At 62.8% G+C, this 24,610-nt stretch carries 17 protein-coding genes; 11 read left to right on the top strand and 6 right to left on the bottom strand.

The window, feature by feature from the left end; all coding sequences use genetic code 11:
* Window positions 1-302 precede the first annotated feature (302 nt).
* The 10 genes from NLY37_RS15150 (at window position 303) to NLY37_RS15105 (ending at window position 8,467) form a co-directional block, all read left to right on the top strand.
* Window positions 303-521, top strand: a complete 219-nt coding sequence (locus tag NLY37_RS15150) for a Flp family type IVb pilin (RefSeq protein WP_023734685.1) — start codon at window positions 303-305, stop codon at window positions 519-521.
* A 95-nt stretch (window positions 522-616) separates the two neighbouring features.
* Window positions 617-1,651, top strand: a complete 1,035-nt coding sequence (gene cpaB, locus NLY37_RS15145) for a Flp pilus assembly protein CpaB (RefSeq protein ID WP_023734686.1) — start codon at window positions 617-619, stop codon at window positions 1,649-1,651.
* A gap of 52 nt (window positions 1,652-1,703) precedes the next feature.
* Complete coding sequence (locus NLY37_RS15140; RefSeq protein WP_023734687.1) at window positions 1,704-3,149, top strand: type II and III secretion system protein family protein; 1,446 nt, start codon at window positions 1,704-1,706, stop codon at window positions 3,147-3,149.
* A 4-nt stretch (window positions 3,150-3,153) separates the two neighbouring features.
* A complete protein-coding gene (locus tag NLY37_RS15135; protein WP_245260893.1) occupies window positions 3,154-3,435 on the top strand; it encodes a hypothetical protein in 282 nt (93 codons plus the stop codon).
* Window positions 3,436-3,507: 72 nt separating this feature from the next.
* Window positions 3,508-4,968 carry a pilus assembly protein TadG-related protein gene (locus NLY37_RS15130; RefSeq protein ID WP_023741146.1) on the top strand — a complete coding sequence of 487 codons (1,461 nt, stop codon included), beginning with the start codon at window positions 3,508-3,510 and terminating at the stop codon, window positions 4,966-4,968.
* 4 nt (window positions 4,969-4,972) lie between these two features.
* Entirely contained in the window at window positions 4,973-5,500 is a 528-nt protein-coding gene (locus tag NLY37_RS15125; RefSeq protein ID WP_023734690.1) for a TadE/TadG family type IV pilus assembly protein, read from the top strand.
* A gap of 1 nt (window position 5,501) precedes the next feature.
* Window positions 5,502-6,146, top strand: coding sequence for a TadE/TadG family type IV pilus assembly protein (locus NLY37_RS15120; RefSeq protein ID WP_023734691.1), 645 nt, complete (start codon window positions 5,502-5,504; stop codon window positions 6,144-6,146).
* The gene (locus NLY37_RS15115) at window positions 6,143-7,309 is read left to right on the top strand and encodes a CpaE/TadZ family protein (protein ID WP_023741147.1); all 1,167 of its coding nucleotides are present in this window, start codon (window positions 6,143-6,145) and stop codon (window positions 7,307-7,309) included. The genes NLY37_RS15120 and NLY37_RS15115 overlap by 4 nt, the downstream gene beginning before the upstream one ends.
* Window positions 7,290-7,877 carry a L,D-transpeptidase gene (locus NLY37_RS15110; protein ID WP_023741148.1) on the top strand — a complete coding sequence of 196 codons (588 nt, stop codon included), beginning with the start codon at window positions 7,290-7,292 and terminating at the stop codon, window positions 7,875-7,877. The genes NLY37_RS15115 and NLY37_RS15110 overlap by 20 nt, the downstream gene beginning before the upstream one ends.
* The gene (locus tag NLY37_RS15105; protein WP_023741149.1) at window positions 7,874-8,467 is read left to right on the top strand and encodes a hypothetical protein; all 594 of its coding nucleotides are present in this window, start codon (window positions 7,874-7,876) and stop codon (window positions 8,465-8,467) included. Before NLY37_RS15110 ends, NLY37_RS15105 begins: the two co-directional genes overlap by 4 nt.
* A gap of 23 nt (window positions 8,468-8,490) precedes the next feature.
* Here the strand turns inward: NLY37_RS15105 and NLY37_RS15100 are convergent, their stop codons facing one another.
* Both NLY37_RS15100 and NLY37_RS15095 read right to left on the bottom strand, forming a co-directional pair.
* On the bottom strand, window positions 8,491-9,030 hold the full coding sequence (locus tag NLY37_RS15100) for a hypothetical protein (protein ID WP_023741150.1): 540 nt from the start codon (window positions 9,028-9,030) through the stop codon (window positions 8,491-8,493).
* Between the two features lie 129 nt (window positions 9,031-9,159).
* A complete protein-coding gene (locus tag NLY37_RS15095) occupies window positions 9,160-9,348 on the bottom strand; it encodes a hypothetical protein (RefSeq protein ID WP_156929786.1) in 189 nt (62 codons plus the stop codon).
* Window positions 9,349-9,585: 237 nt separating this feature from the next.
* Here NLY37_RS15095 and NLY37_RS15090 point away from each other — a divergent pair, with 237 nt between their 5' ends.
* Window positions 9,586-9,894, top strand: a complete 309-nt coding sequence (locus NLY37_RS15090) for an AIPR family protein (RefSeq protein WP_023741151.1) — start codon at window positions 9,586-9,588, stop codon at window positions 9,892-9,894.
* Here NLY37_RS15090 and NLY37_RS30795 read toward each other — a convergent pair.
* The 4 genes from NLY37_RS30795 to NLY37_RS15070 all read right to left on the bottom strand — a co-directional run bounded on the left by NLY37_RS30795 (window position 9,863) and on the right by NLY37_RS15070 (window position 24,607).
* On the bottom strand, window positions 9,863-10,117 hold the full coding sequence (locus NLY37_RS30795) for a hypothetical protein (RefSeq protein ID WP_352515455.1): 255 nt from the start codon (window positions 10,115-10,117) through the stop codon (window positions 9,863-9,865). The two genes, NLY37_RS15090 and NLY37_RS30795, sit on opposite strands and share 32 nt — an antisense overlap.
* A 371-nt stretch (window positions 10,118-10,488) precedes the next feature.
* Window positions 10,489-11,826 (bottom strand): HlyD family type I secretion periplasmic adaptor subunit, encoded by a 1,338-nt coding sequence (locus NLY37_RS15080; RefSeq protein WP_023741153.1) that lies wholly within the window; start codon window positions 11,824-11,826, stop codon window positions 10,489-10,491.
* Window positions 11,827-11,845: 19 nt separating this feature from the next.
* Complete coding sequence (locus NLY37_RS15075; RefSeq protein ID WP_286442753.1) at window positions 11,846-13,546, bottom strand: type I secretion system permease/ATPase; 1,701 nt, start codon at window positions 13,544-13,546, stop codon at window positions 11,846-11,848.
* 174 nt (window positions 13,547-13,720) lie between these two features.
* Window positions 13,721-24,607, bottom strand: coding sequence for a beta strand repeat-containing protein (locus NLY37_RS15070; RefSeq protein ID WP_286442751.1), 10,887 nt, complete (start codon window positions 24,605-24,607; stop codon window positions 13,721-13,723).
* Window positions 24,608-24,610 lie beyond the last annotated feature (3 nt).

Genomic DNA, 24,610 nt, shown 5'->3' with positions numbered 1-24,610 from the left:
AACCCCTTAGATATAAAGGAATATGCATCTTTGCTGATGCGACTGTCGTTTTGCCTTGACTGCGGCCAAATTGTGAACGAATGGTTAAAGACGGTTGAAAATTCAACTGAATCAAGCTCTTGTCAGAATTCAAATCCCTGTCGAGTTCGCAAGTTCAGGTATTGGAAGGTTAAGGAAACGTTAATCCGTTTGACTCTGCTTTTTCGTGGGACCTAGGATTGAGGTGACGGGGGATGCTTGGGTATGGGGTTCATCCTTGGCTCTGTCTCGTCGGGTTCAAACCTCCAGAGGGAGAAATTGACATGAAGAAGCTCATGACGATGACCCGGCAGTTCCGCGACGATGAAAACGGCGCTGCTATGGTCGAATATTCCATTCTTATCGGCATCATTGCCGTTGCATCGATCCTAACTGTCCTCGCCATCGGCGGCTGGGTAAACGGTCGTTTCTCGGCACTCTGCACCGCCCTCGACGGGCATCCGACCGGCACGTGCAATGCCGGCGCCGGCACCGGCAGCTGATCGCCTGACTACTACATTCAGGCCCGGATCGTTCGAGCCGGGCCTGAATCCGATCGCAGCGGGCGAATCCCGCATTGGGGCTTGGGGCTTTGGGCATGCGCGCCAATACGCTTATCATGATCGTTCTCGCCGGCGTGTTCGGCGTTCTGGCAGTTGTGCTGGTCAATATCTGGCTGGCCGGCCAGCGTAGCGCCATGGCGCAAACCGGCCTCGTTCAAGGCAGCACAGTCGTCGTAGCGGCAATGCCGCTGAAGTTCGGCGACGCGCTCACCGCAGATAAATTGCGCGAAGTCGCATGGCCGGCGGGAGCGGTCCCAGCCGGGGCGTTCAAGTCAACTAAGGACCTGTTAGCTGGTGACGGTGCCAAGCAGGCACTGCAAGCGATCGGCGTCAATGAGCCGATTCTTGCTACCAAGATTACTGGCCCAGGCCAACGCGCCACACTATCGGCAGTGCTTGGCGAAGGCATGAAGGCCGTTTCGATCCGCGTCAATGACGTGCTCGGCGTCGCCGGCTTCGTTTTCCCGGGCGATCGAGTCGATATTCTACTCACCCGCACGGCGCGCGGCGATGATGGCACGGATAAGAGTTTCGTCGACGTGCTGCTGCAGAGCATGAAGGTGCTCGCCATCGACCAGGTCGCCGATGAGAGCAAGGATAGCCCGACAGTTGTGAAGTCGGTGACGCTCGAGGCCAGCACCAAGGATGCGCAGAAGTTGACCTTGGCCGCCGGCGCCGGCCAATTGTCGCTGGCGCTTCGCCAGGCCGCGGCCAGCAAGGGCGAGAAGACCGAACGCGTGACGCTTTCGGATCTGACCGGCGAAACGCCGGACGATGTTGCCAAAAGGCAGGCCGAACTGGATAAGCAGGCAGCCGCCGAAGCGGAGGCCGCAGCTGAGCGCAAGCGCGCCGACGACAAGATTGCCGGATTGACCCAGGCGGTGGACCGAGTGGGAAGCCGCCTCGACGAGTTGGGCAAAGTGAAGCCGGCTGTGGCATCTGCGCCGCAAGTGCAGGAAATCGTCAAGGAAGTTGTCAAATACGTACAACCGGAACCGCCGAAGAATGTTACAGTGGGCGTCTTTCGCGGCGTGAAGCTCGAATCCTATGACGTGCCGCGACAACCATAAAAGGGACGCGGCGAAGCGGGGGCTGCAGGCGGCAGCAGTTTGGGAGATGGGGATGCAGGGGTTTTGGATGAGGGTAGCGGCGGCCGCGTTGTCCTGTTTGGCTGCGCTGCTGACGTCGAGCCTTGGGGCTGAAGCAGCCGACCGCTTCATCGACGTATCGAACCCCAGCGTCCATCGCGTCTTCCTGCCAATGTCACAGTCGGTGACGCTCCAGGTGAGCGCCAATCTCGGCGATATCGTTGTCGGCGACGAGAAGATCGCCGATGCCCAGCCGATGACCGACCGCACGCTTTATGTCATCGGCAAGAACGCCGGCACCACAACGGTCAATCTCTTCTCCCCGGAAAAGCGCTCGCTGGGCGTCATCCAGATCGAAGTCGGCGTTGACGTCAGCGACATGGCGCAGGCGATCCGCCAGGTGGCGCCTAGGTCACGCATCGAGATCGGTTCGATCAACGGCAAGGTCAGGCTTGGCGGCCATGTCAAGGATGGCGCCACGCTGGCATCGATCCTGGAGGTGGCGCAGCAATATGGCCCCGACGCCATCATAAATTCCGTCATCGTCGACGACAGCCAGCAGGTGAATCTCGAGGTCCGGGTGCTCGAGGCCAAGCGCAATACCGGGCGCGACCTCGGCGTCTCGATCAGGAGCACAAATGGTAGCGGCACGTCGCGCACCGGAACCGGCATTGCCGCCGTCGACGAAGACGATGTGGTGCTTGGACCGGGCGGTCTGCTTACCGGTCTACTGTCGAACAGTAGTCCTTTCGCGGCGCTGATCACCCGCGTCATCGACAGCAACATCAAGGTCGACCTGATCATTGAAGCGCTTGAGGCCAAGGGGGCTGTGCGCACGCTGGCTGAGCCCAATCTCACCACGCTGTCCGGTGAGCCGGCCAGCTTCAACGCCGGCGGCGAAGTGCCTATCCGTGTCATCGGCACCGATGGCGAGGTAACCATCACGTACAAGCAATTCGGCGTCAATCTGCTGTTCACGCCGGTCGTCCTCGACGACGGCAAGATCCATATGAAGCTGGCGCCGGAAGTGAGTGACCTCACCGGTTTCACCACTGCCGGCGACCCGATCTTCACCAACCGCAAGCTGGCAACCGTCGTCGAACTGCGCGACGGCCAGAGTTTCGCTGTCGGCGGGTTGTTGTCCAGCAAGACCACCAAGCTGCAGAACCAGGTGCCGTGGCTCGGCCAGGTTCCGGTCATCGGCGCGCTGTTCCGCAATTCGAGCAACCAGAAGGAAGAGACCGAACTGGTGGTCATCGTCACGCCGCACATCGTGCGACCGGTCAAGCCTGGCGAACAACTGGCGACGCCGTTCGACAAGACACGGCCGGCCAACGATCCGGAATTCTTCATCCTCGGTCAGCTCGAAGTGAACAAGGACATGATCCGAAAATATGAAACGGGAGACGGTGTGACTGGCCCCTATGGCCACATGCTGGACTTCAAATCGAAGGACAAGTTGCTCTATGTCAAGAAATAGCGCCTTGATCCTCATTCTGTGCGCCGGTGCACTATCGGGCTGCGCCGCCGACTATCTCAACCACTACGATTCGGTGACGCTCGCCGCCGGCGATACGCAGAAATACAATTCGCTGGCGCAGACGGTCGATCCGTTCAATCCGAACGCGAAGAACACACATATCGAAGGCGACGGCACGCGGGCTGTCGCTGTTGCCCAGAGCTATAAATTTCCACCGCCACCACCACCACCGCCTGCGATGACGGTCAATGTCGGCGGGTCGGGTGTGACTAACGGAGCGAATTGAAAACAGAAGGATGCGGTCGCATTGCGCCGGGTGAGCGAGGGGCCTGGTGCAAGGAAGCTAGAGAGTAAGGTCATGTTGGGGACCATTAGGGCGTTCTGGAACGATCAACGCGGCATAGCGATGATCCTCGTCGCCATCATGCTGCCGGTAATCATCGGCTTTGCTCTGCTGGTCATCGATATGTCCCGAGCCAATAGCCTACATAACGACCTTCAGAAGGGGGCCGATGCATTTGCGCTTGCCACGGCAGCGGAGCTTGACGGCAAGCCGGACGCGATCACCCGCGGCAATAACGCCCTCGCAACGCTTGTCTTCAACACGTACCGTTTCGCTGAGCCAGTTGCCGGCGATCCGCCTGGCGCAGAAGCGCTAGCAGCAGCTGGAGTGACATGGCGCTACCTGAGTAGCCTCCCAACTAATGACAGCGATCCCATCGTTGCCGCGAATGTGACTACCGATCCGACCGCAGCCAAATTCGTTGAGGTGACCGTCACACCGGTTGGTTTCGCGACAATGTTCCCCGCCACTTTTGTCGGTAGCGCAACAAACAGCTTCGATATCGGTGCGGTTTCGGTCGCAGGGTTCAAGAGTGCCGTTTGCCACTTCACCCCAGTATTTATGTGCAACCCGTACGAACTCGCACCGGGCGGCGTAACCCTGCAGCAAGCCGCAGCCGATCCGAACCTGCGCCGCCGACTAATCGAACTCCGCAAAGTCGGGAATGGCGCCGCCGCCGGGCCGGGCAATTTCGGTTTCCTGGAGCCTCCCCAAGGCATCGGCAACGGTGCGCAGGCGCTCGCCCAAACCATTGCGACATCAAATCCGGTAGGCTGCTACGGAAACAACAACGTCACCACCAAAACCGGGCAGAACGCTGGCCCAGTACAGGACGCATTCAACGTCCGGTTTGGCATAAGGACGACCGGCGGTCACTTCAACACTGCAGAATACGGTCCTGCCGCCAACGTCCGAAAGGGCGCCCTAAAGACTCAGGGAGGCGCGGGCCAGTGCCCCAGCTTTAACCAGTTGACCTTCAATCTGCCCGGCACTCAGGGGCTGCCTCGGGATGCCGGGCAGATCAATTCTCGGCTAGGTGACGGGAACTGGGATCTAGACACTTACTGGAGCACCAATTTCGGAGCCGCCGCCAAGCCGGCCAGTTGGGCGACAACCAGGCCGACACGCTATGAGGTCTATCGCTACGAGATTTCGGCAGGCCTTGTTGGAACACCATCGACCGGAGGGGAGAGCGGAACGCCTGTGAATTCGTGTCAAGCCCCGGTAACGACAGTCGACCGCAGGTTAATCTATGGGGCAATTCTCAACTGCCTAGCTCTTTCAGCATTGGGCAATGACCTTTCTGGCCATAGCGAGAATCTTCCCGTCGAATCGTTCGCCAGCTTCTTCCTGACCGAGCCTGTCCTATCGGCATCGGACGATGCCTCCGTCATGGTCGAGTTGGTCGATATCGCCGCAGGCGGACAGGGAACGCTCGACAATTTCGTGCGTGACGAACCGCAGCTTTACAGGTGATGTGATGCTGACTGCGCTGAGGTCTATTTTACGCAGTTTTGGCCTTGAGGAGCGAGGCACGGTTCTCGTCGAAATGACCTTGATTACGCCGTTGATGATCAGCCTTTCGGCGGGTGTCTTCGAGTTCGGCAATCTTCTCCATCAAAAGCTGCTAATCGAAGCTGGCCTCAATGACGGGGCTCGCTACGCCGCACGCTGCAATCAGACGTTTAACACGGCGCTCAACTGTGTCACCTATGCGCGGAACATCGCCGCCACAGGATCGTACAACTGTGGTGGAAATTGCAATGTTGCAAGCCGGGTCACCGGTTGGCTGCCGGCGGCTGTCACGGTCGATCTCAATCACCTCGTCATACCGGTGACTATCGACCCCAATACTGGCCTGGCTAACTACCACAGCGCGACAGCCAATGTCCGGGTAGTCCGACTTGAGACCTCTTTCACATATACCGGCGCCTCCCTTCTCACTTTTCTCGGCCTGGGGCCGGTTACCTTTTCCGCCGCCCACGAAGAACGTTACAACGGGTGGTGAAATGCGCGCATTAGCCCTGTTCAGGAAAGATGAGGCTGGCGCTGTGATGGTGGAGTTCGCCATCAGCATGACCCTGCTCCTGACACTTACCCTCGGCTTCGTAGACTTTGGATATGCATGGTACCAATGGAATGCCGCGACCAAAGCCGTGGAGATCGGCGCACGCCTAGCGTCGATTTCGACGCCGATTGCGCCAACGATTGCGGCAGCAGGAACCGCGACGACGCCAGGCGATCCGATTCCCGTCGGCAACTACGACTACACGTGCAATGGCGCCACCGGCGTGTGCAGTTGCTCCGGTTCGGGATGCGTGGCCGGAACTTTTACTGCCGCCAACTTCAATCGCATTTTTCGAGGCGACGCGACGGGTGCGGGCACCTGCCCGCCGCTTAGTGCGGGACAACGGCCGGGCATGTGTCATTTCTTTCCGATGCTCCAGCCAGCCAATGTGATCGTCAGATATACGGCCACCGGGCTTGGTTACCAGACCCGCCCGGGCGGACCGGTACCGACGATCACCGTCAGCTTGCAGAACGTGACCTTCCAGTTCTTCTTCCTGGGCGGACTGCTCGGTTTCGACAACATCACCATGCCCTCCATGCTGAGTACGGTAACGGGCGAAGATTTGAAGAGTACCGCGTCATGAATGCCATCAACACCAAGGTTACACCAACCAAGCGAAAGCAGGTGGCGCTGTTCTCGTCGGATGCGAATTTCAAGCGCGATGTGGCGACGCGGCTCGACGCGCTGGCGATCTACGACGTCAGGGTTTCCGAGACCGGCGACTTCCTTAGGGGTCCGCCCGCGGACACGCGCCCCGGCATCGTCATCCTCGACCTTGGCAATGGCGAGTTGCTCGGCCAGCCCGGCATCGTCGAGGCGCGCTCCAAATGGGCAACCGTGCCGCTGATCGCGGTCTCCGACGAGCTGTCGTCGGAGCAGACGCGTGTGCTGGTGCGCATGAACGCTTCGGACTGGCTGCACAAGCCGCTCGACGGCAAGGAACTGCTGAACGCGGTGACCTTCCACGACACCGGCAACCAGGGAACGAAAAGCCGCATCATCACTTTCATCAGCGCCAGCGGCGGCGCCGGCGCGACGACGCTCGCTTTGTCGGCGGCCGAACACCTGGCATCGAAATCGACAGAACGCGGGGCTTCCACCTGCCTGGTCGACCTCGATTTCCAGAGCGCCAATTGCGGCGCCTATCTCAACCAGTTCAACCAGTTCGACCTCGGCGGCATCATCGGCCAGCCGGAGAGGCTCGACGTCGAGCTGATGGATGTCATCAAGCTCTCGCGCCCGTCCGGGCTGACGCTCTATTCCTTCGAGAGGCCGCAATTGCCTTTCGAGCCGCAGGGCGCCGATTTCGTGTTTCGGCTGCTGGACCTCGTCGCCTACCGGTTCGACGACATCGTCATCGACCTGCCGAACATCGAGACGCCCTGGCACAATTCCGTGCTGTCGACGAGCGATGAGATCTTCATCGTCTTCGAACTCAACGTCGCCTCGCTGCGGCAAGGCAAGCGGCTCTACAAGAAGATCCGTGAGTTGCGTGGCAATGCTGTCAGCATCACCCTGGTCGCCAACAAGCACAAGCGCAAATGGTTCGGGAACCACTTTTCGCGCAGCGAGCTGGAAAAGATTTTCAAGGCGCCGCACATCAAGTCGGTCGCGCTGGACAATGCGCTTCTGACCGATGCCTTGAACCGTGCTATCCTGCCTGCCGAGGTGGATGGGCGTGCGCGCTTCAACAAGGACCTGAAGCGGATGTTCAAAGAGCGGCTCGATGACGCTGCTGCCAGATAGGTATCGGATCGTCCTTGGGTTGGTCTGCGCCATGGGCATGGCGCTGGCGATGTCGGTCCAGGATTTTGCCAGCGCGCGATCGGCACTTTCGGATCGGCCGCCGCTGCCGGCAATGGGCCCCAGCCTGCGCAAGACCGTCGCCTTTGAAACCACGGAACAACCCGGAACGATCATTATCCGCAAGGGCGAGAAAGCGCTTTACCTGGTGACCCGACAGGGCCAGGCGCTTCGCTATCAGATCAGCGTCGGACGCGACGGATTTGGCTGGACCGGAGTGGTCGAGGTGGGGGCGAAGACCGAATGGCCGGAATGGCGCCCACCCCGCGAAATGCGCGCCCGCCAGCCGGACCTGCCGCAAATGGTGCCTGCCGGTCCCTACAATCCACTTGGCGCCAGGGCGCTCTATCTGCTTCGGAACGGGCGTGACACGCTCTATCGGATACACGGAACCAACGATCCCAAGGGTGTTGGCTTCGACGGAACATCGGGGTGTTTTCGCCTTACCAACACCGATGTGATCGATCTCTTCAGGCGCGTCGCGATCGGCGCAAAGGTGGTGGTTCAATGACGATGATCAGCGAACCGGACATGCCGGCAATCGAGATTGGGACAGCAACCCACATTGGAGAGCAAGCTGCCGTTGTGAAACCGAGCGACAGAAGCATTGTCGGCGCCGTCATCATCGGCACGTCCCTGCTCACCTTGGTGAATATGGTAGCCGCGGTTTATCTATACCGCGGCATCAGCGATATGCGCTTTCTGGAAGGGCGCCTGGAACAACTCGGGACGTTTGAACAACGAATCGGGGGCCGGCTGGACACGGTCAACAACGGTTTTCAGAGCCGATTTGAAAAACTGGACACTCAACTGCAGAGCAGCTTTGGCGAAATCAACCGGAGCATAGCCCGGCTGGAACAGAACCAGCCTATTGTCCATGACGAAATCATGTCGAGCGCAGCGGAACCTTCCGTCGACACGACCGGCAGCATGGCGGAGGCGCCTGCTGTTCTCGATGGTGAAGACGCGACCGAGCCCAGCGTCGTCGATACACCGCGTCCGCCCAAAAGGAGGATTGCAGCTGCAGCGCCTGCCCCAAGCTCCAACTACCAGCGCATAGAGCAGGCCGACGGCAAGGTTTACTACCGGAAGATCAACTAGCGCTGGAAAAGGGTGGGGCTATCCTAGAGATCTCGCTGCAGAGCAACGAGCCTAGCGGCCAGCGCTTCGGACCGCTGTCGGGTTTCGCTGAGGAAGATGACATGGCAGTAGGCGCATGCCGTCACGCCCAGAAACAGCACAAGACTGTTGTTCAAGGTGAAATCGACCGTAAGTTGGAACGGAAGGCCGCCGGGTACCGTGAAAGAGGCGATCGTGCTGGCTGTTTCGGAATGGCTGGTGACAGCGATCATCAACCCGGCGAAAAGCAGGGCGACGTGGTTGGCAAGGAAGAAGAACGCGGCCGACCTTCTTGTGCGGCACGCCATCCAGCAAACCATCGACGCGGCGGCCAGCATCAAGGCATCAAGGACCATCGACGACCCGAGATAAAGATCGACCTGTTGCCAGAACATCGTCGACAGCGGCCTTAGTTCAAGCCAGATCCGCCACATTGCGGGACTGGCCGGATGTGCTCCCAGCAAGAAAGTCGCCATGCGCTCCCCTGCCAAGATCAGCAGGATCAGAGCTGGGAAGGCAAAGAGCATTATCGACTTGCGCTTCATGTCACCCTCGACAAACTGGCAACAAGATAGCTTGCAGAGATTGAGCGAGGCTTAACGGACCGTTGCTGGTGCTGCGGCAGCGCAGCCAGCGGCGCAAGCCAGCTGCATATCAGAAAGCGCCATGCGCCATTAGTTGTTTTGGGTGAGCACGAGCGTCACCACCTTCGGCTCGACTCGTTGCAGACATCGTTCCGGAATATTGGGCCACATCGCCTTGGCGCATCCCTCTTCGCCTGGCGCCGGCGCCAGCGAGAGTTCTGAGCTACGGGCTTCCTCGGCGGTCGTAAGGAAGACCTGTGTGGCCAGCGCGGTCGCCATGGATACCTGGACGAGGATAAGGGCGTAAGCGAAACTTCTGATCATCCGCTCGAAACGCTGAATTCGCGAGCTGGTTCCAATGGCCTGCCCACCGGGTAACCACGATCGCGATTTTTGCGCTTCAGTGCCTTAGCAGTCATCGAATTCTTAGATAGCAAACCTTCGTCCATGTCCCAGCTCCTCGCCCAGACCGCGGAAACGGACGCGGTGGTTGTGGGCTCAACGTAGGTCTTGCCATTGCTGATCAGCGTGATTGCGCGGCAGACGACCGGTTCGATCTTCCGCGCGTGGCGCAAGGACGATGTGGACGCGAGCCGCCTCCAAGTGCCGCTCAAGATTATCGAGATTCTGGACGATGGTGACATCGAGGAGATCGCGCCGCGCATCTCCCAGTCGGCCAACAATCAGAACAAGGTCGACATGGCCGACTTCTCGTCCAATCATCCTTCCACCGACGGATGCAGGAGCTTTCGGGTCGATCTGGGCGCGCCCGGCGGGCGGTATGCAACGTCAGTCACGCTGGTTCTACGAACGTGCGCGCGGTAGCGACGAAAGCTTCCTGCGCGGGCGTTTGACTGCGGCGTCGGCGCTGGCGCACCGGAGAAGTCTGCTGTTCGGGCTTCGTGCCGGCCGCTGCTCGCGCCAACTGTGGGTAAGTTCGCCGTCCCATCCGCTCGTCACGCCCTTCAGCATCGAACGCCTGGCTACCCTTCTCAGTCCATAATCGTTGGGCTTGCTCGCCTTCGGGGCTCTGGACCTTCGCGGTCATCCAGAGCATCGCGCCGTAGTTGGCAGCGCGATCGTAGTTGGTCAGATCAACGATGGCCTGCCTTGACGAGGAGGCCGATCGGACGGACATACACGAACAAACATATCAATTTGTGTTGCAGCCATGTTGCAGGCACAGCAAGGAATGGGCCGAGACATGCCCGGAAAGAAAGGATTTAAGCGACAGAGAGCCGGAAAGTTCGTGCAACATGGAACTAGCCCAACCGTTATCGCCAGAAATCGAAATAAGCTCCCGGATGGGTTGGGCCGCCTTGGAGATGGCGCAGACCATCGAATAAGATGGGTCTCGCCACCTACCTTGGACCGCGTCCGCAAATTGAAAAAACGCGAATATGTTGGGCGCGAAGCTCGTTACTTCTGGCGAAACGCGGAGTGGAACGACACAGCCAGCGGGCCTAAAATGTAGTCCAGTGCGGTGCGTTCCTCGGTGACGATCATGACTGACGCCGGCATGCCCGGATAAAGCGCAATCTGTGGGGCCGCGGCCAATTCCGCGGGATCGACCGCTACGTCGGCAAGATAGTAGGGAAGCCCGGTCTTGCTGTCGGTGACGCGATCCGCCGAAATGCGGGTGACCCGTCCATGAATGACCGGTATCGAACGCTGCTTGTAGGACGTGAAGCGGACCTCGGCCGTCATGTCGGCGCGCAGGCTGGATATGTCCTCGACCTTCACCTGCGCCTGAACGATCAACGAATTCCTAGTCGGCACGATGTCCAGGATGGTCTGGCCGGGGGCGACGATCGCGCCGGTCGAGAAAACGGTGAGATTCATCACCTGGCCGTCATAGGGCGCCCGCACTTCGGCGCGGTCGACCGTGGCCTGCGCGGCGAACATTTTCGGTACCAGGTCGGCGAGGTTGGACTGGGCGTCGATCAGCATGGTTGAGAGTTTTGCGCGGCGCTCGTTGGTGAGCTGCGCAATCTGGCTTTCAAGCTCGGCCTTACTCTGGCGGTTTCCGGCTATATCGCCGAGAGTCTGGTCGATCAGGCCCTGCAGGTCGGAGGCGGAGCGGTCGAGCTCCAGGACACGCGTGCGCGTTGTCAGGCCGGCCTTCAGCAACTTGTTGAGGCCTGCCTTTTCATCAATTGTCGACTTGAGCTGCGCACGAAAAGATTCGACGCGCGCCTGCTTTCCATCGATCTGCTCGTCGAGTTCGGCTATCCGTTTCTGCAGGATCTGCTTGGCACCGGCCATCGAGGCGCGCTGGCTCCCGAGGTCGGCAATTTGGTTGGTCATCGCGTCCTGCAGATAGGCCTGGTGCTCAGCGGTGATGTCCTTCGGAAAGGCGACTGCCTCATGGCCGTCGAGCTCTGCACGAATGCGGGCATCGGTAGCGCGCAACAACGCATATTGCTGCGAATAGAGGTTGAATTCGGAACGGGCGTGCGTGTCGTCGAGCACCACCAGCACATCGCCTGCCTTGACGATGTCGCCATCCTTGACGCGGATCTCCTTCACCGTGCCGCCGTCGAAATGCTGTACGCTCTTTCGATTGCCTTCCACCTTGACGATGGCGTCGGCGAGCACGGCGCCGTTCAGCGGGGCAAAAGCCGCCCAGCCGCCGAAGATACCGAAGAAGGCAATGATGATCAGCAGGCCGACAGAGGCCGGCACCCGGATCGAATCCGGGGCCAGGATACCGGTTTCGCCGGACAGGCTCCGGTAGGTGAGGGCGCCGTCGCTCATCGATCTCTCCGGCCACAGCTCATTGGGTTGCCACCGCCATTGGAGCCGCGCGCTGGTTGAGCAGCGCCACGATCTCGTTTCTCATGCCGAAGGCCTCGACGGCGCCATCGCGCAACAGAAGGATCTTGTCGACATTGGCCAAGGTCGAAGGCCGGTGCGAGACGATGATCACTGTGCTGCCGCGGCGCTTGAGCTCGATCGCGCACTCGCTCAGCGCGCGGTCGCCATCGGCGTCGAGATTGGAGCTCGGCTCGTCGAGAATGATCAGGTTCGGCGTTCCGAATACCGCACGAGCAAGAGCAATCCGCTGCCGATATCCTCCCGACAGCACTGCGCCGCCTTCGCCGATCTGGGTCTCGTAGCCCTGCGGCAGCCGAATGATCATCTCGTGAACGCCGGCGAGCCGCGCGGCGGCTATCACCTCCTGGTCGACATTGGTCTTGAAGCGGCCGATGTTGGCGGCGACCGTATCGGCGAAGAGTTCGATATCCTGCGGCAGGTAGCCGATGTGGTCGCCGAGCGCGTCGTGCCCCCACTGCGACAGGTCGGCCCCGTCCAGCCTGACGGTGCCGCGGCTGGGTTGCATGACGCCCGCGAGATGACGCGCCAGCGTCGACTTGCCGGCGCCGGAAGGGCCGACGATTCCCAGCGCCTCGCCTGCGTCCAGCCGGAATGATACGTCGCGGAGAAGCACTTTCTGCTGGCTGGCAATTGCAAAGCTGACCTGCTCGACCGAAACCTTGCCGGTGGGCTTCGGCAGGTTGAAAGATCTTTCGTTGAGCGCCCCCCCGTCGACCAGCTTCTCGACCCTTGCCAACGCCGCCCGGGCCAGGATCAGGCTGCGCCAAAGGCCGACGATCTGCTCGACCGGCTGTAGCCCCCGGCCCAGCAAGAGGCTCGCCGCAAACATGGTGCCGCCGGTGATCTGCCGCTCGATCACCAGATAGGCGCCGAGGCCGAGGATCAGCGACTGCATGGTGAGCCGCAGGAACCGGATCAGGCCGGACATCAGGGCGGCGCGATCGCTTGCCTCCGCTTGGCGCCGCAGCGCCAGGTTACGGTCGCGCCCCCAGCGGCGGATGAGACCGTCGATCATCCCCATGGCGCGAACGACTTCCGAGTTTCTGAGGCTCATTTCGGTAAAATTATAGTTGGTCGTCGCCAGGTCGTTGGCCTGCTTCAGCGGCGAACGCACGAGATACTCGTTGAGCACGGCCATGGCGATCAAGAGCAGCGAGCAGCCCAGCGCGAAGAAGCCGAGCCACGGATGCAGCAGGAAGATGATGCCGATGTAGATGGGTGACCATGGCAGGTCGAACAGGGCATGGATGCCGCTGCCGGTGATCACCTGCCTGAACGTGTCGAAATCGCGGATCGGCTGGCTTTGCGAGGAGCCCGGCGATGGGGTCTCCACCGACGCGGCGAGGACTTTTGCCGACAGCAACCGGTCGAGCCGCGCGCTGGCACGCGTCAGGATGGAGGCGCGCACCAGATCGAGGCCGGCCAACGAAAGGAAGGCCGCCAGCAACACCAGGGTCAACATCACCAGCGTGGTTTCGCTGCCGCTGGTGACCACCCGGTCGTAGATCTGCAGCATGTAAAGTGGGGACGCGAGGTAGAGCAGATTGATCGCCAGACTGAATGCCGCCGCAACCAGGAAATAGCGGCGGCACGCCAGCAAGGCGTCCTTCACAATCTTGGATTTGTTGTCGAGACTCAAATACCCAGCGGAAAACCGCCCCCCTGTCCACGCCCGGAACCGATACTACTCCTGATCGTCCAATCGGCCACGTGGTTCCCTTCCTATTCCTGCCGTAAACCTTAATTCGTAAGCTGAATCAGGAGCCCGCAGCATGAGGAGAGCCGCGCCTATCCGTGCGGCTCTCCTTTTGGTTCACATCACAAAGTCGCTCACTTGCACCACCGTCCTGCCGGTGCCGTCGTCGGCAAGTGTGAAGCTGTGGGCATCGTAGACGCCGAGCAGGTGGAGCGTGGCGTTGTGCGTGCCGTCCGTGACGGTCAACGTTCCTCCGGCGCCGTCGAGGTCCGCCTGATAGGCAGTGGACGTTCCGGTGCCGAACAGGATGTCTTCGAGGTTCACCTTGTCGTCACTGGTGATGCCGGCGATGCTTCCGCTGAAATCGAAGGAATCGTCCAGCTGCAATGTGCCGGCGGCATCCGCCGCGAACGTGACGTCGGTTGAAGAGGCCGCACCGAACTCAAGCTTCGACAGATCGCCGATCGTGGCATCGCCGTCGCCAGTGACCTGGCCGTTAATGGCAATATTGCCGCCATTGGCCCAGATCATGCCGGAATTCGCCAGCCCGCCGGTGATCGTAAGGCCGCCGGAGCCGGTTGCCTCCAGCGTTCCCGAATTGACGACGACGCTGCCTCCGGTGTCGATGACCAGCGCGTTCGAGCCGGTGGCGATGATGGTGCCGCTGTTGTCAAGGCTGAGCATCCCGCCGCCCAGCTGGCCGGCGCCTGCGATCGTGTTGTCGACATTGACCAGAGTGGCGTCCGGCCCCGTGCCGGAGATGATGTTGGCGGCGCTGTCGGACAGCAGGATCTGCCCGCCACCCTGCAGGGTCACGCCATGCTGGATGACCTGCAACAGCGTATCGCCGCCCGCCGAGTCGAGCGAGATGAGACCGCTGTTGTTGATAATGCCGCTCAGCGGCAGCAGAGCGCCGTCGCCGATCGTCATGGTGCCTGAATTGTTGACCACCGGCGTCTGGTCGAAGACGAAATTACTTCCGGTGAGTGCGCTTGAGTGCACGCCATCAAGCGTGATCGACTGCCCGTCGCCGAGCGCTATCACCGCGTTGCCGTTGGCGTCGTCGACCATATGCGCCTGGACGTCGGCGAAGCTTGCCAATCCGTTGTACCCGATGAGGTCGATCTGGTCGGCCGCAGCGTCGAAGCTGTGCACTGTGTCGTTGCCGATCGGCTGCGAGAAGACGAAGAGATCGTTTCCGCTGGAGCCGGTCAGCACGTCGTCGCCGGACCAGGCAAAGATCGGCGAGCCCGGAGCGTAGGCCTCGACATTGTCGGAGACGAAAACATTGGCCGTGCTCCCGTCGGTATTGGTCCAGTATTCAGTGACATTGAGCGTTAGAGCGCCAGTGTAACTGTCGGGCGAGATGATCGAGAGAGCGGCGATGTTATTGGTCTGCACCGTCCAGGAGCCGTCGCCGTTGTCAGTGCCTTCGCTGAGGCTCCAGCCCAGCGGAACGCCTGCAACCGTTACTGCAATGTTACCCTGCACGGTTCCCGGATCTGTTAGGGCAAGATTAATCGGCTGCCCTGCAATCCCCGCGGGGGCCACTTTCTCATTCGTCGACGTGGTTTGACCTGCTGCCCCAATGTTACCTGAAATGTCAGTGTAGGTGGGTGTGACAATCAACCTTCCATTATCTTTGCCACTCGGGCTACTACCAGAATAATCGAGTTGAAGGGCCCAGTGAATGTTGTCCACGGTCGTCAGGGAGATGACCTTCACTGGCGTAGAAGTGGCTGTTAGCGTGATTGCCGGTCCAGAACCGCCAGTTTGCCATTGCAGGTCACTGGCATCAAAGTTGCCTACCGCTTCGGTGAACGTGATACTGACGTCAGTGTAGCCGCTAGCATCCGGGTTGGGCGTTAGGAATACAATTGAACTTACTGCTGGTCCAGTGGTGTCGATGGTAGCCGCGTAGCTGGCTGACACGGCACTGGTGTTGCCGGCCACGTCAGTCTGCGTCGCCGTGAACTGATATGTGGTGCCGCTCACCAGAACGTTGCTGTCAACCCTGCTCCAGTTGCCGCTGCCGTCCGCCAACGCTGTGCCGATCGACACGCCGTTCTGGAACACCGTGACCGTGCTGTTGGCCTCCGCCGTACCGTTGATCATCAGCGAGGTGTCGCTGGTGATGTGGTCGCCCACCGTGCCGCTGTCACTGGTAAAGCCGGTGATCACCGGGGCAGCGGCCGTGGTGTCGATGGTAGCCGCGTAGCTGGCTGACACGGCACTGGTGTTGCCGGCCACGTCAGTCTGCGTCGCCGTGAACTGATATGTGGTGCCGCTCACCAGAACGTTGCTGTCAACCCTGCTCCAGTTGCCGCTGCCGTCCGCCAACGCTGTGCCGATCGACACGCCGTTCTGGAACACCGTGACCGTGCTGTTGGCCTCCGCCGTACCGTTGATCATCAGCGAGGTGTCGCTGGTGATGTGGTCGCCCACCGTGCCGCTGTCACTGGTAAAGCCGGTGATCACCGGGGCAGCGGCCGTGGTGTCGATGGTAGCCGCGTAGCTGGCTGACACGGCACTGGTGTTGCCGGCCACGTCAGTCTGCGTCGCCGTGAACTGATATGTGGTGCCGCTCACCAGAACGTTGCTGTCAACCCTGCTCCAGTTGCCGCTGCCGTCCGCCAACGCTGTGCCGACCGACACGCCGTTCTGGAACACCGTGACCGTGCTGTTGGCCTCCGCCGTACCGTTGATCATCAGCGAGGTGTCGCTGGTGATGTGGTCGCCCACCGTGCCGCTGTCACTGGTAAAGCCGGTGATCACCGGGGTCGCAATCACGGTGTCCAGATTGAAGGTGATGCTGGCATTGGCGGTGTTGCCGGCGGTGTCGGTGTCGGTCACCACCACCGTGTGGCTGCCCTGGCCGGTCGGCGCCGTATAGGTTGCCGACCCCAGCCCGCCGTCCACGGAATAGCTCCGCGTCACGTCGGGGGCCGCCGCGCTCACCGTCAGCGCCGCGTCATTGGTCAGAAGATCGCTGCCCGAGCTGCCGCTGTCGTTGGTCAGCGCCACCGTCGGGGTCGCAATCACGGTGTCCAGATTGAAGGTGATGCTGGCATTGGCGGTGTTGCCGGCGGCGTCGGTGTCGGTCACCACCACCGTGTGGCTGCCCTGGCCGGTCGGCGCCGTATAGGTTGCCGACCCCAGCCCGCCGTCCACGGAATAGCTCCGCGTCACGTCGGGGGCCGCCGCGCTCACCGTCAGCGCCGCGTCATTGGTCAGAAGATCGCTGCCCGAGCTGCCGCTGTCGTTGGTCAGCGCCACCGTCGGGGTCGCAATCACGGTGTCCAGATTGAAGGTGATGCTGGCATTGGCGGTGTTGCCGGCGGCGTCGGTGTCGGTCACCACCACCGTGTGGCTGCCCTGGCCGGTCGGCGCCGTATAGGTTGCCGACCCCAGCCCGCCGTCCACGGAATAGCTCCGCGTCACGTCGGGGGCCGCCGCGCTCACCGTCAGCGCCGCGTCATTGGTCAGAAGATCGCTGCCCGAGCTGCCGCTGTCGTTGGTCAGCGCCACCGTCGGGGTCGCAATCACGGTGTCCAGATTGAAGGTGATGCTGGCATTGGCGGTGTTGCCGGCGGCGTCGGTGTCGGTCACCACCACCGTGTGGCTGCCCTGGCCGGTCGGCGCCGTATAGGTTGCCGACCCCAGCCCGCCGTCCACGGAATAGCTCCGCGTCACGTCGGGGGCCGCCGCGCTCACCGTCAGCGCCGCGTCATTGGTCAGAAGATCGCTGCCCGAGCTGCCGCTGTCGTTGGTCAGCGCCACCGTCGGGGTCGCAATCACGGTGTCCAGATTGAAGGTGATGCTGGCATTGGCGGTGTTGCCGGCGGCGTCGGTGTCGGTCACCACCACCGTGTGGCTGCCCTGGCCGGTCGGCGCCGTATAGGTTGCCGACCCCAGCCCGCCGTCCACGGAATAGCTCCGCGTCACGTCGGGGGCCGCCGCGCTCACCGTCAGCGCCGCGTCATTGGTCAGAAGATCGCTGCCCGAGCTGCCGCTGTCGTTGGTCAGCGCCACCGTCGGGGTCGCAATCACGGTGTCCAGATTGAAGGTGATGCTGGCATTGGCGGTGTTGCCGGCGGCGTCGGTGTCGGTCACCACCACCGTGTGGCTGCCCTGGCCGGTCGGCGCCGTATAGGTTGCCGACCCCAGCCCGCCGTCCACGGAATAGCTCCGCGTCACGTCGGGGGCCGCCGCGCTCACCGTCAGCGCCGCGTCATTGGTCAGAAGATCGCTGCCCGAGCTGCCGCTGTCGTTGGTCAGCGCCACCGTCGGGGTCGCAATCACGGTGTCCAGATTGAAGGTGATGCTGGCATTGGCGGTGTTGCCGGCGGCGTCGGTGTCGGTCACCACCACCGTGTGGCTGCCCTGGCCGGTCGGCGCCGTATAGGTTGCCGACCCCAGCCCGCCGTCCACGGAATAGCTCCGCGTCACGTCGGGGGCCGCCGCGCTCACCGTCAGCGCCGCGTCATTGGTCAGAAGATCGCTGCCCGAGCTGCCGCTGTCGTTGGTCAGCGCCACCGTCGGGGTCGCAATCACGGTGTCCAGATTGAAGGTGATGCTGGCATTGGCGGTGTTGCCGGCGGCGTCGGTGTCGGTCACCACCACCGTGTGGCTGCCCTGGCCGGTCGGCGCCGTATAGGTTGCCGACCCCAGCCCGCCGTCCACGGAATAGCTCCGCGTCACGTCGGGGGCCGCCGCGCTCACCGTCAGCGCCGCGTCATTGGTCAGAAGATCGCTGCCCGAGCTGCCGCTGTCGTTGGTCAGCGCCACCGTCGGGGTCGCAATCACGGTGTCCAGATTGAAGGTGATGCTGGCATTGGCGGTGTTGCCGGCGGCGTCGGTGTCGGTCACCACCACCGTGTGGCTGCCCTGGCCGGTCGGCGCCGTATAGGTTGCCGACCCCAGCCCGCCGTCCACGGAATAGCTCCGCGTCACGTCGGGGGCCGCCGCGCTCACCGTCAGCGCCGCGTCATTGGTCAGAAGATCGCTGCCCGAGCTGCCGCTGTCGTTGGTCAGCGCCACCGTCGGGGTCGCAATCACGGTGTCCAGATTGAAGGTGATGCTGGCATTGGCGGTGTTGCCGGCGGCGTCGGTGTCGGTCACCACCACCGTGTGGCTGCCCTGGCCGGTCGGCGCCGTATAGGTTGCCGACCCCAGCCCGCCGTCCACGGAATAGCTCCGCGTCACGTCGGGGGCCGCCGCGCTCACCGTCAGCGCCGCGTCATTGGTCAGAAGATCGCTGCCCGAGCTGCCGCTGTCGTTGGTCAGCGCCACCGTCGGGGTCGCAATCACGGTGTCCAGATTGAAGGTGATGCTGGCATTGGCGGTGTTGCCGGCGGCGTCGGTGTCGGTCACCACCACCGTGTGGCTGCCCTGGCCGGTCGGCGCCGTATAGGTTGCCGACCCCAGCCCGCCGTCCACGGAATAGCTCCGCGTCACGTCGGGGGCCGCCGCGCTCACCGTCAGCGCCGCGTCATTGGTCAGAAGATCGCTGCCCGAGCTGCCGCTGTCGTTGGTCAGCGCCACCGTCGGGGTCGCAATCACGGTGTCCAGATTGAAGGTGATGCTGGCATTGGCGGTGTTGCCGGCGGCGTCGGTGTCGGTCACCACCACCGTGTGGCTGCCCTGGCCGGTCGGCGCCGTATAGGTTGCCGACCCCAGCCCGCCGTCCACGGAATAGCTCCGCGTCACGTCGGGGGCCGCCGCGCTCACCGTCAGCGCCGCGTCATTGGTCAGAAGATCGCTGCCCGAGCTGCCGCTGTCGTTGGTCAGCGCCACCGTCGGGGTCGCAATCACGGTGTCCAGATTGAAGGTGATGCTGGCATTGGCGGTGTTGCCGGCGGCGTCGGTGTCGGTCACCACCACCGTGTGGCTGCCCTGGCCGGTCGGCGCCGTATAGGTTGCCGACCCCAGCCCGCCGTCCACGGAATAGCTCCGCGTCACGTCGGGGGCCGCCGCGCTCACCGTCAGCGCCGCGTCATTGGTCAGAAGATCGCTGCCCGAGCTGCCGCTGTCGTTGGTCAGCGCCACCGTCGGGGTCGCAATCACGGTGTCCAGATTGAAGGTGATGCTGGCATTGGCGGTGTTGCCGGCGGCGTCGGTGTCGGTCACCACCACCGTGTGGCTGCCCTGGCCGGTCGGCGCCGTATAGGTTGCCGACCCCAGCCCGCCGTCCACGGAATAGCTCCGCGTCACGTCGGGGGCCGCCGCGCTCACCGTCAGCGCCGCGTCATTGGTCAGAAGATCGCTGCCCGAGCTGCCGCTGTCGTTGGTCAGCGCCACCGTCGGGGTCGCAATCACGGTGTCCAGATTGAAGGTGATGCTGGCATTGGCGGTGTTGCCGGCGGCGTCGGTGTCGGTCACCACCACCGTGTGGCTGCCCTGGCCGGTCGGCGCCGTATAGGTTGCCGACCCCAGCCCGCCGTCCACGGAATAGCTCCGCGTCACGTCGGGGGCCGCCGCGCTCACCGTCAGCGCCGCGTCATTGGTCAGAAGATCGCTGCCCGAGCTGCCGCTGTCGTTGGTCAGCGCCACCGTCGGGGTCGCAATCACGGTGTCCAGATTGAAGGTGATGCTGGCATTGGCGGTGTTGCCGGCGGCGTCGGTGTCGGTCACCACCACCGTGTGGCTGCCCTGGCCGGTCGGCGCCGTATAGGTTGCCGACCCCAGCCCGCCGTCCACGGAATAGCTCCGCGTCACGTCGGGGGCCGCCGCGCTCACCGTCAGCGCCGCGTCATTGGTCAGAAGATCGCTGCCCGAGCTGCCGCTGTCGTTGGTCAGCGCCACCGTCGGGGTCGCAATCACGGTGTCCAGATTGAAGGTGATGCTGGCATTGGCGGTGTTGCCGGCGGCGTCGGTGTCGGTCACCACCACCGTGTGGCTGCCCTGGCCGGTCGGCGCCGTATAGGTTGCCGACCCCAGCCCGCCGTCCACGGAATAGCTCCGCGTCACGTCGGGGGCCGCCGCGCTCACCGTCAGCGCCGCGTCATTGGTCAGAAGATCGCTGCCCGAGCTGCCGCTGTCGTTGGTCAGCGCCACCGTCGGGGTCGCAATCACGGTGTCCAGATTGAAGGTGATGCTGGCATTGGCGGTGTTGCCGGCGGCGTCGGTGTCGGTCACCACCACCGTGTGGCTGCCCTGGCCGGTCGGCGCCGTATAGGTTGCCGACCCCAGCCCGCCGTCCACGGAATAGCTCCGCGTCACGTCGGGGGCCGCCGCGCTCACCGTCAGCGCCGCGTCATTGGTCAGAAGATCGCTGCCCGAGCTGCCGCTGTCGTTGGTCAGCGCCACCGTCGGGGTCGCAATCACGGTGTCCAGATTGAAGGTGATGCTGGCATTGGCGGTGTTGCCGGCGGCGTCGGTGTCGGTCACCACCACCGTGTGGCTGCCCTGGCCGGTCGGCGCCGTATAGGTTGCCGACCCCAGCCCGCCGTCCACGGAATAGCTCCGCGTCACGTCGGGGGCCGCCGCGCTCACCGTCAGCGCCGCGTCATTGGTCAGAAGATCGCTGCCCGAGCTGCCGCTGTCGTTGGTCAGCGCCACCGTCGGGGTCGCAATCACGGTGTCCAGATTGAAGGTGATGCTGGCATTGGCGGTGTTGCCGGCGGCGTCGGTGTCGGTCACCACCACCGTGTGGCTGCCCTGGCCGGTCGGCGCCGTATAGGTTGCCGACCCCAGCCCGCCGTCCACGGAATAGCTCCGCGTCACGTCGGGGGCCGCCGCGCTCACCGTCAGCGCCGCGTCATTGGTCAGAAGATCGCTGCCCGAGCTGCCGCTGTCGTTGGTCAGCGCCACCGTCGGGGTCGCAATCACGGTGTCCAGATTGAAGGTGATGCTGGCATTGGCGGTGTTGCCGGCGGCGTCGGTGTCGGTCACCACCACCGTGTGGCTGCCCTGGCCGGTCGGCGCCGTATAGGTTGCCGACCCCAGCCCGCCGTCCACGGAATAGCTCCGCGTCACGTCGGGGGCCGCCGCGCTCACCGTCAGCGCCGCGTCATTGGTCAGAAGATCGCTGCCCGAGCTGCCGCTGTCGTTGGTCAGCGCCACCGTCGGGGTCGCAATCACGGTGTCCAGATTGAAGGTGATGCTGGCATTGGCGGTGTTGCCGGCGGCGTCGGTGTCGGTCACCACCACCGTGTGGCTGCCCTGGCCGGTCGGCGCCGTATAGGTTGCCGACCCCAGCCCGCCGTCCACGGAATAGCTCCGCGTCACGTCGGGGGCCGCCGCGCTCACCGTCAGCGCCGCGTCATTGGTCAGAAGATCGCTGCCCGAGCTGCCGCTGTCGTTGGTCAGCGCCACCGTCGGGGTCGCAATCACGGTGTCCAGATTGAAGGTGATGCTGGCATTGGCGGTGTTGCCGGCGGCGTCGGTGTCGGTCACCACCACCGTGTGGCTGCCCTGGCCGGTCGGCGCCGTATAGGTTGCCGACCCCAGCCCGCCGTCCACGGAATAGCTCCGCGTCACGTCGGGGGCCGCCGCGCTCACCGTCAGCGCCGCGTCATTGGTCAGAAGATCGCTGCCCGAGCTGCCGCTGTCGTTGGTCAGCGCCACCGTCGGGGTCGCAATCACGGTGTCCAGATTGAAGGTGATGCTGGCATTGGCGGTGTTGCCGGCGGCGTCGGTGTCGGTCACCACCACCGTGTGGCTGCCCTGGCCGGTCGGCGCCGTATAGGTTGCCGACCCCAGCCCGCCGTCCACGGAATAGCTCCGCGTCACGTCGGGGGCCGCCGCGCTCACCGTCAGCGCCGCGTCATTGGTCAGAAGATCGCTGCCCGAGCTGCCGCTGTCGTTGGTCAGCGCCACCGTCGGGGTCGCAATCACGGTGTCCAGATTGAAGGTGATGCTGGCATTGGCGGTGTTGCCGGCGGCGTCGGTGTCGGTCACCACCACCGTGTGGCTGCCCTGGCCGGTCGGCGCCGTATAGGTTGCCGACCCCAGCCCGCCGTCCACGGAATAGCTCCGCGTCACGTCGGGGGCCGCCGCGCTCACCGTCAGCGCCGCGTCATTGGTCAGAAGATCGCTGCCCGAGCTGCCGCTGTCGTTGGTCAGCGCCACCGTCGGGGTCGCAATCACGGTGTCCAGATTGAAGGTGATGCTGGCATTGGCGGTGTTGCCGGCGGCGTCGGTGTCGGTCACCACCACCGTGTGGCTGCCCTGGCCGGTCGGCGCCGTATAGGTTGCCGACCCCAGCCCGCCGTCCACGGAATAGCTCCGCGTCACGTCGGGGGCCGCCGCGCTCACCGTCAGCGCCGCGTCATTGGTCAGAAGATCGCTGCCCGAGCTGCCGCTGTCGTTGGTCAGCGCCACCGTCGGGGTCGCAATCACGGTGTCCAGATTGAAGGTGATGCTGGCATTGGCGGTGTTGCCGGCGGCGTCGGTGTCGGTCACCACCACCGTGTGGCTGCCCTGGCCGGTCGGCGCCGTATAGGTTGCCGACCCCAGCCCGCCGTCCACGGAATAGCTCCGCGTCACGTCGGGGGCCGCCGCGCTCACCGTCAGCGCCGCGTCATTGGTCAGAAGATCGCTGCCCGAGCTGCCGCTGTCGTTGGTCAGCGCCACCGTCGGGGTCGCAATCACGGTGTCCAGATTGAAGGTGATGCTGGCATTGGCGGTGTTGCCGGCGGCGTCGGTGTCGGTCACCACCACCGTGTGGCTGCCCTGGCCGGTCGGCGCCGTATAGGTTGCCGACCCCAGCCCGCCGTCCACGGAATAGCTCCGCGTCACGTCGGGGGCCGCCGCGCTCACCGTCAGCGCCGCGTCATTGGTCAGAAGATCGCTGCCCGAGCTGCCGCTGTCGTTGGTCAGCGCCACCGTCGGGGTCGCAATCACGGTGTCCACGACCAGTACCCCGGCGGGATTGGTTACCGCCCCGCTGAGGACGGCATCGTTGGCTGCCGCGTCCCTGATCGAAGAGCCGTTCAGGCTGAATCCCGTCACGGATAGGTCAGCTGTGTTTTCTCCGCTTGCGACCGTATACTTGAAGGTTAGCGCGGCAGTGCCAGATCCGCCTACATATGTCGCGGTGCCGCCATCGTTTAGCGTCAGAGTGGGGACTCCGCCAGCTACCGTAACCGCTTCACTCAAATTGAGTGTCAGGGTGACTGATTCCCCCGCCTTCAGGGTACCGTCATTGGGTCCGTAGGTGACCAACGTCACAGTGGGGTTCGCAGTGTCCACCGCGACGGTGTCACCGCCCCCAGCACCAGCGTTGCCGGCAGCGTCGGTGTAACCGCCGGCCGTTACCGAAACGGAGCCATCGCCATTAAAACCGTCTGCTGCCGTGAACTTCGCCGTATAGTGCGAAGCATCGATCATCACAAAATTAGACAGCGTTCCGTGGGTTGCCGTCACATCGTCTAAAGTGAAGCCAGTCACTGGACCAGTGAAGGTGAACGTCACGACCGAGTTGTTGTCACCATCATTTAAAGAAGAGTCGACAATATTCACGGAGACAGGAACCTGCCCGGCGCTATCGAGAACGACAACCCGCTCGATCGCGGAGACCTTGAGGTTGATCGTGGCGAATGTAAATTCTGCCTGACCTGCTTGGCCGGTATTCGTGTTCGAGTTCGCGGCAATGAAGGCACGAAACTGAGCAAGTTCGGTGTTAAACGCCGTCATGAATGACGTATTGGCTAGTTGAACATTGCTTAGATAGATAGCGAGCGTATCGATCTCGGCAGTGCCTTTCGCAGCATTGCCGTTACCGCCGTCGTAGGTGTCGTAGCCGGAAAAGGCTGTTTGTCCGACGGTTGTCCCTGTGCCGTAGACTTGGCTACCAAACTTGTACTGATTTTCCCACGCGCGATAGATGAGCGTGTCCGCTCCCGATCCGCCCAGGACCGTATCGAAACCACTGCCTCCATCGAGCGTATCGGCGCCTGAACCGCCATTCAGGCGATCGCTTCCGGCACCGCCCAAAAGCACGTCGTCTCCACTACCGCCGACCAGATTGTCGTTGCCGCTTGTACCAGTTGCCGTTCCCATACC

It is taken from the genome of Mesorhizobium sp. C395A, assembly GCF_030323205.1.
Lineage (GTDB): Bacteria > Pseudomonadota > Alphaproteobacteria > Rhizobiales > Rhizobiaceae > Mesorhizobium.
The sequence above is the reverse complement of the archived record's forward strand: the minus strand, read 5'-3'. Positions and strand labels throughout refer to the sequence as shown.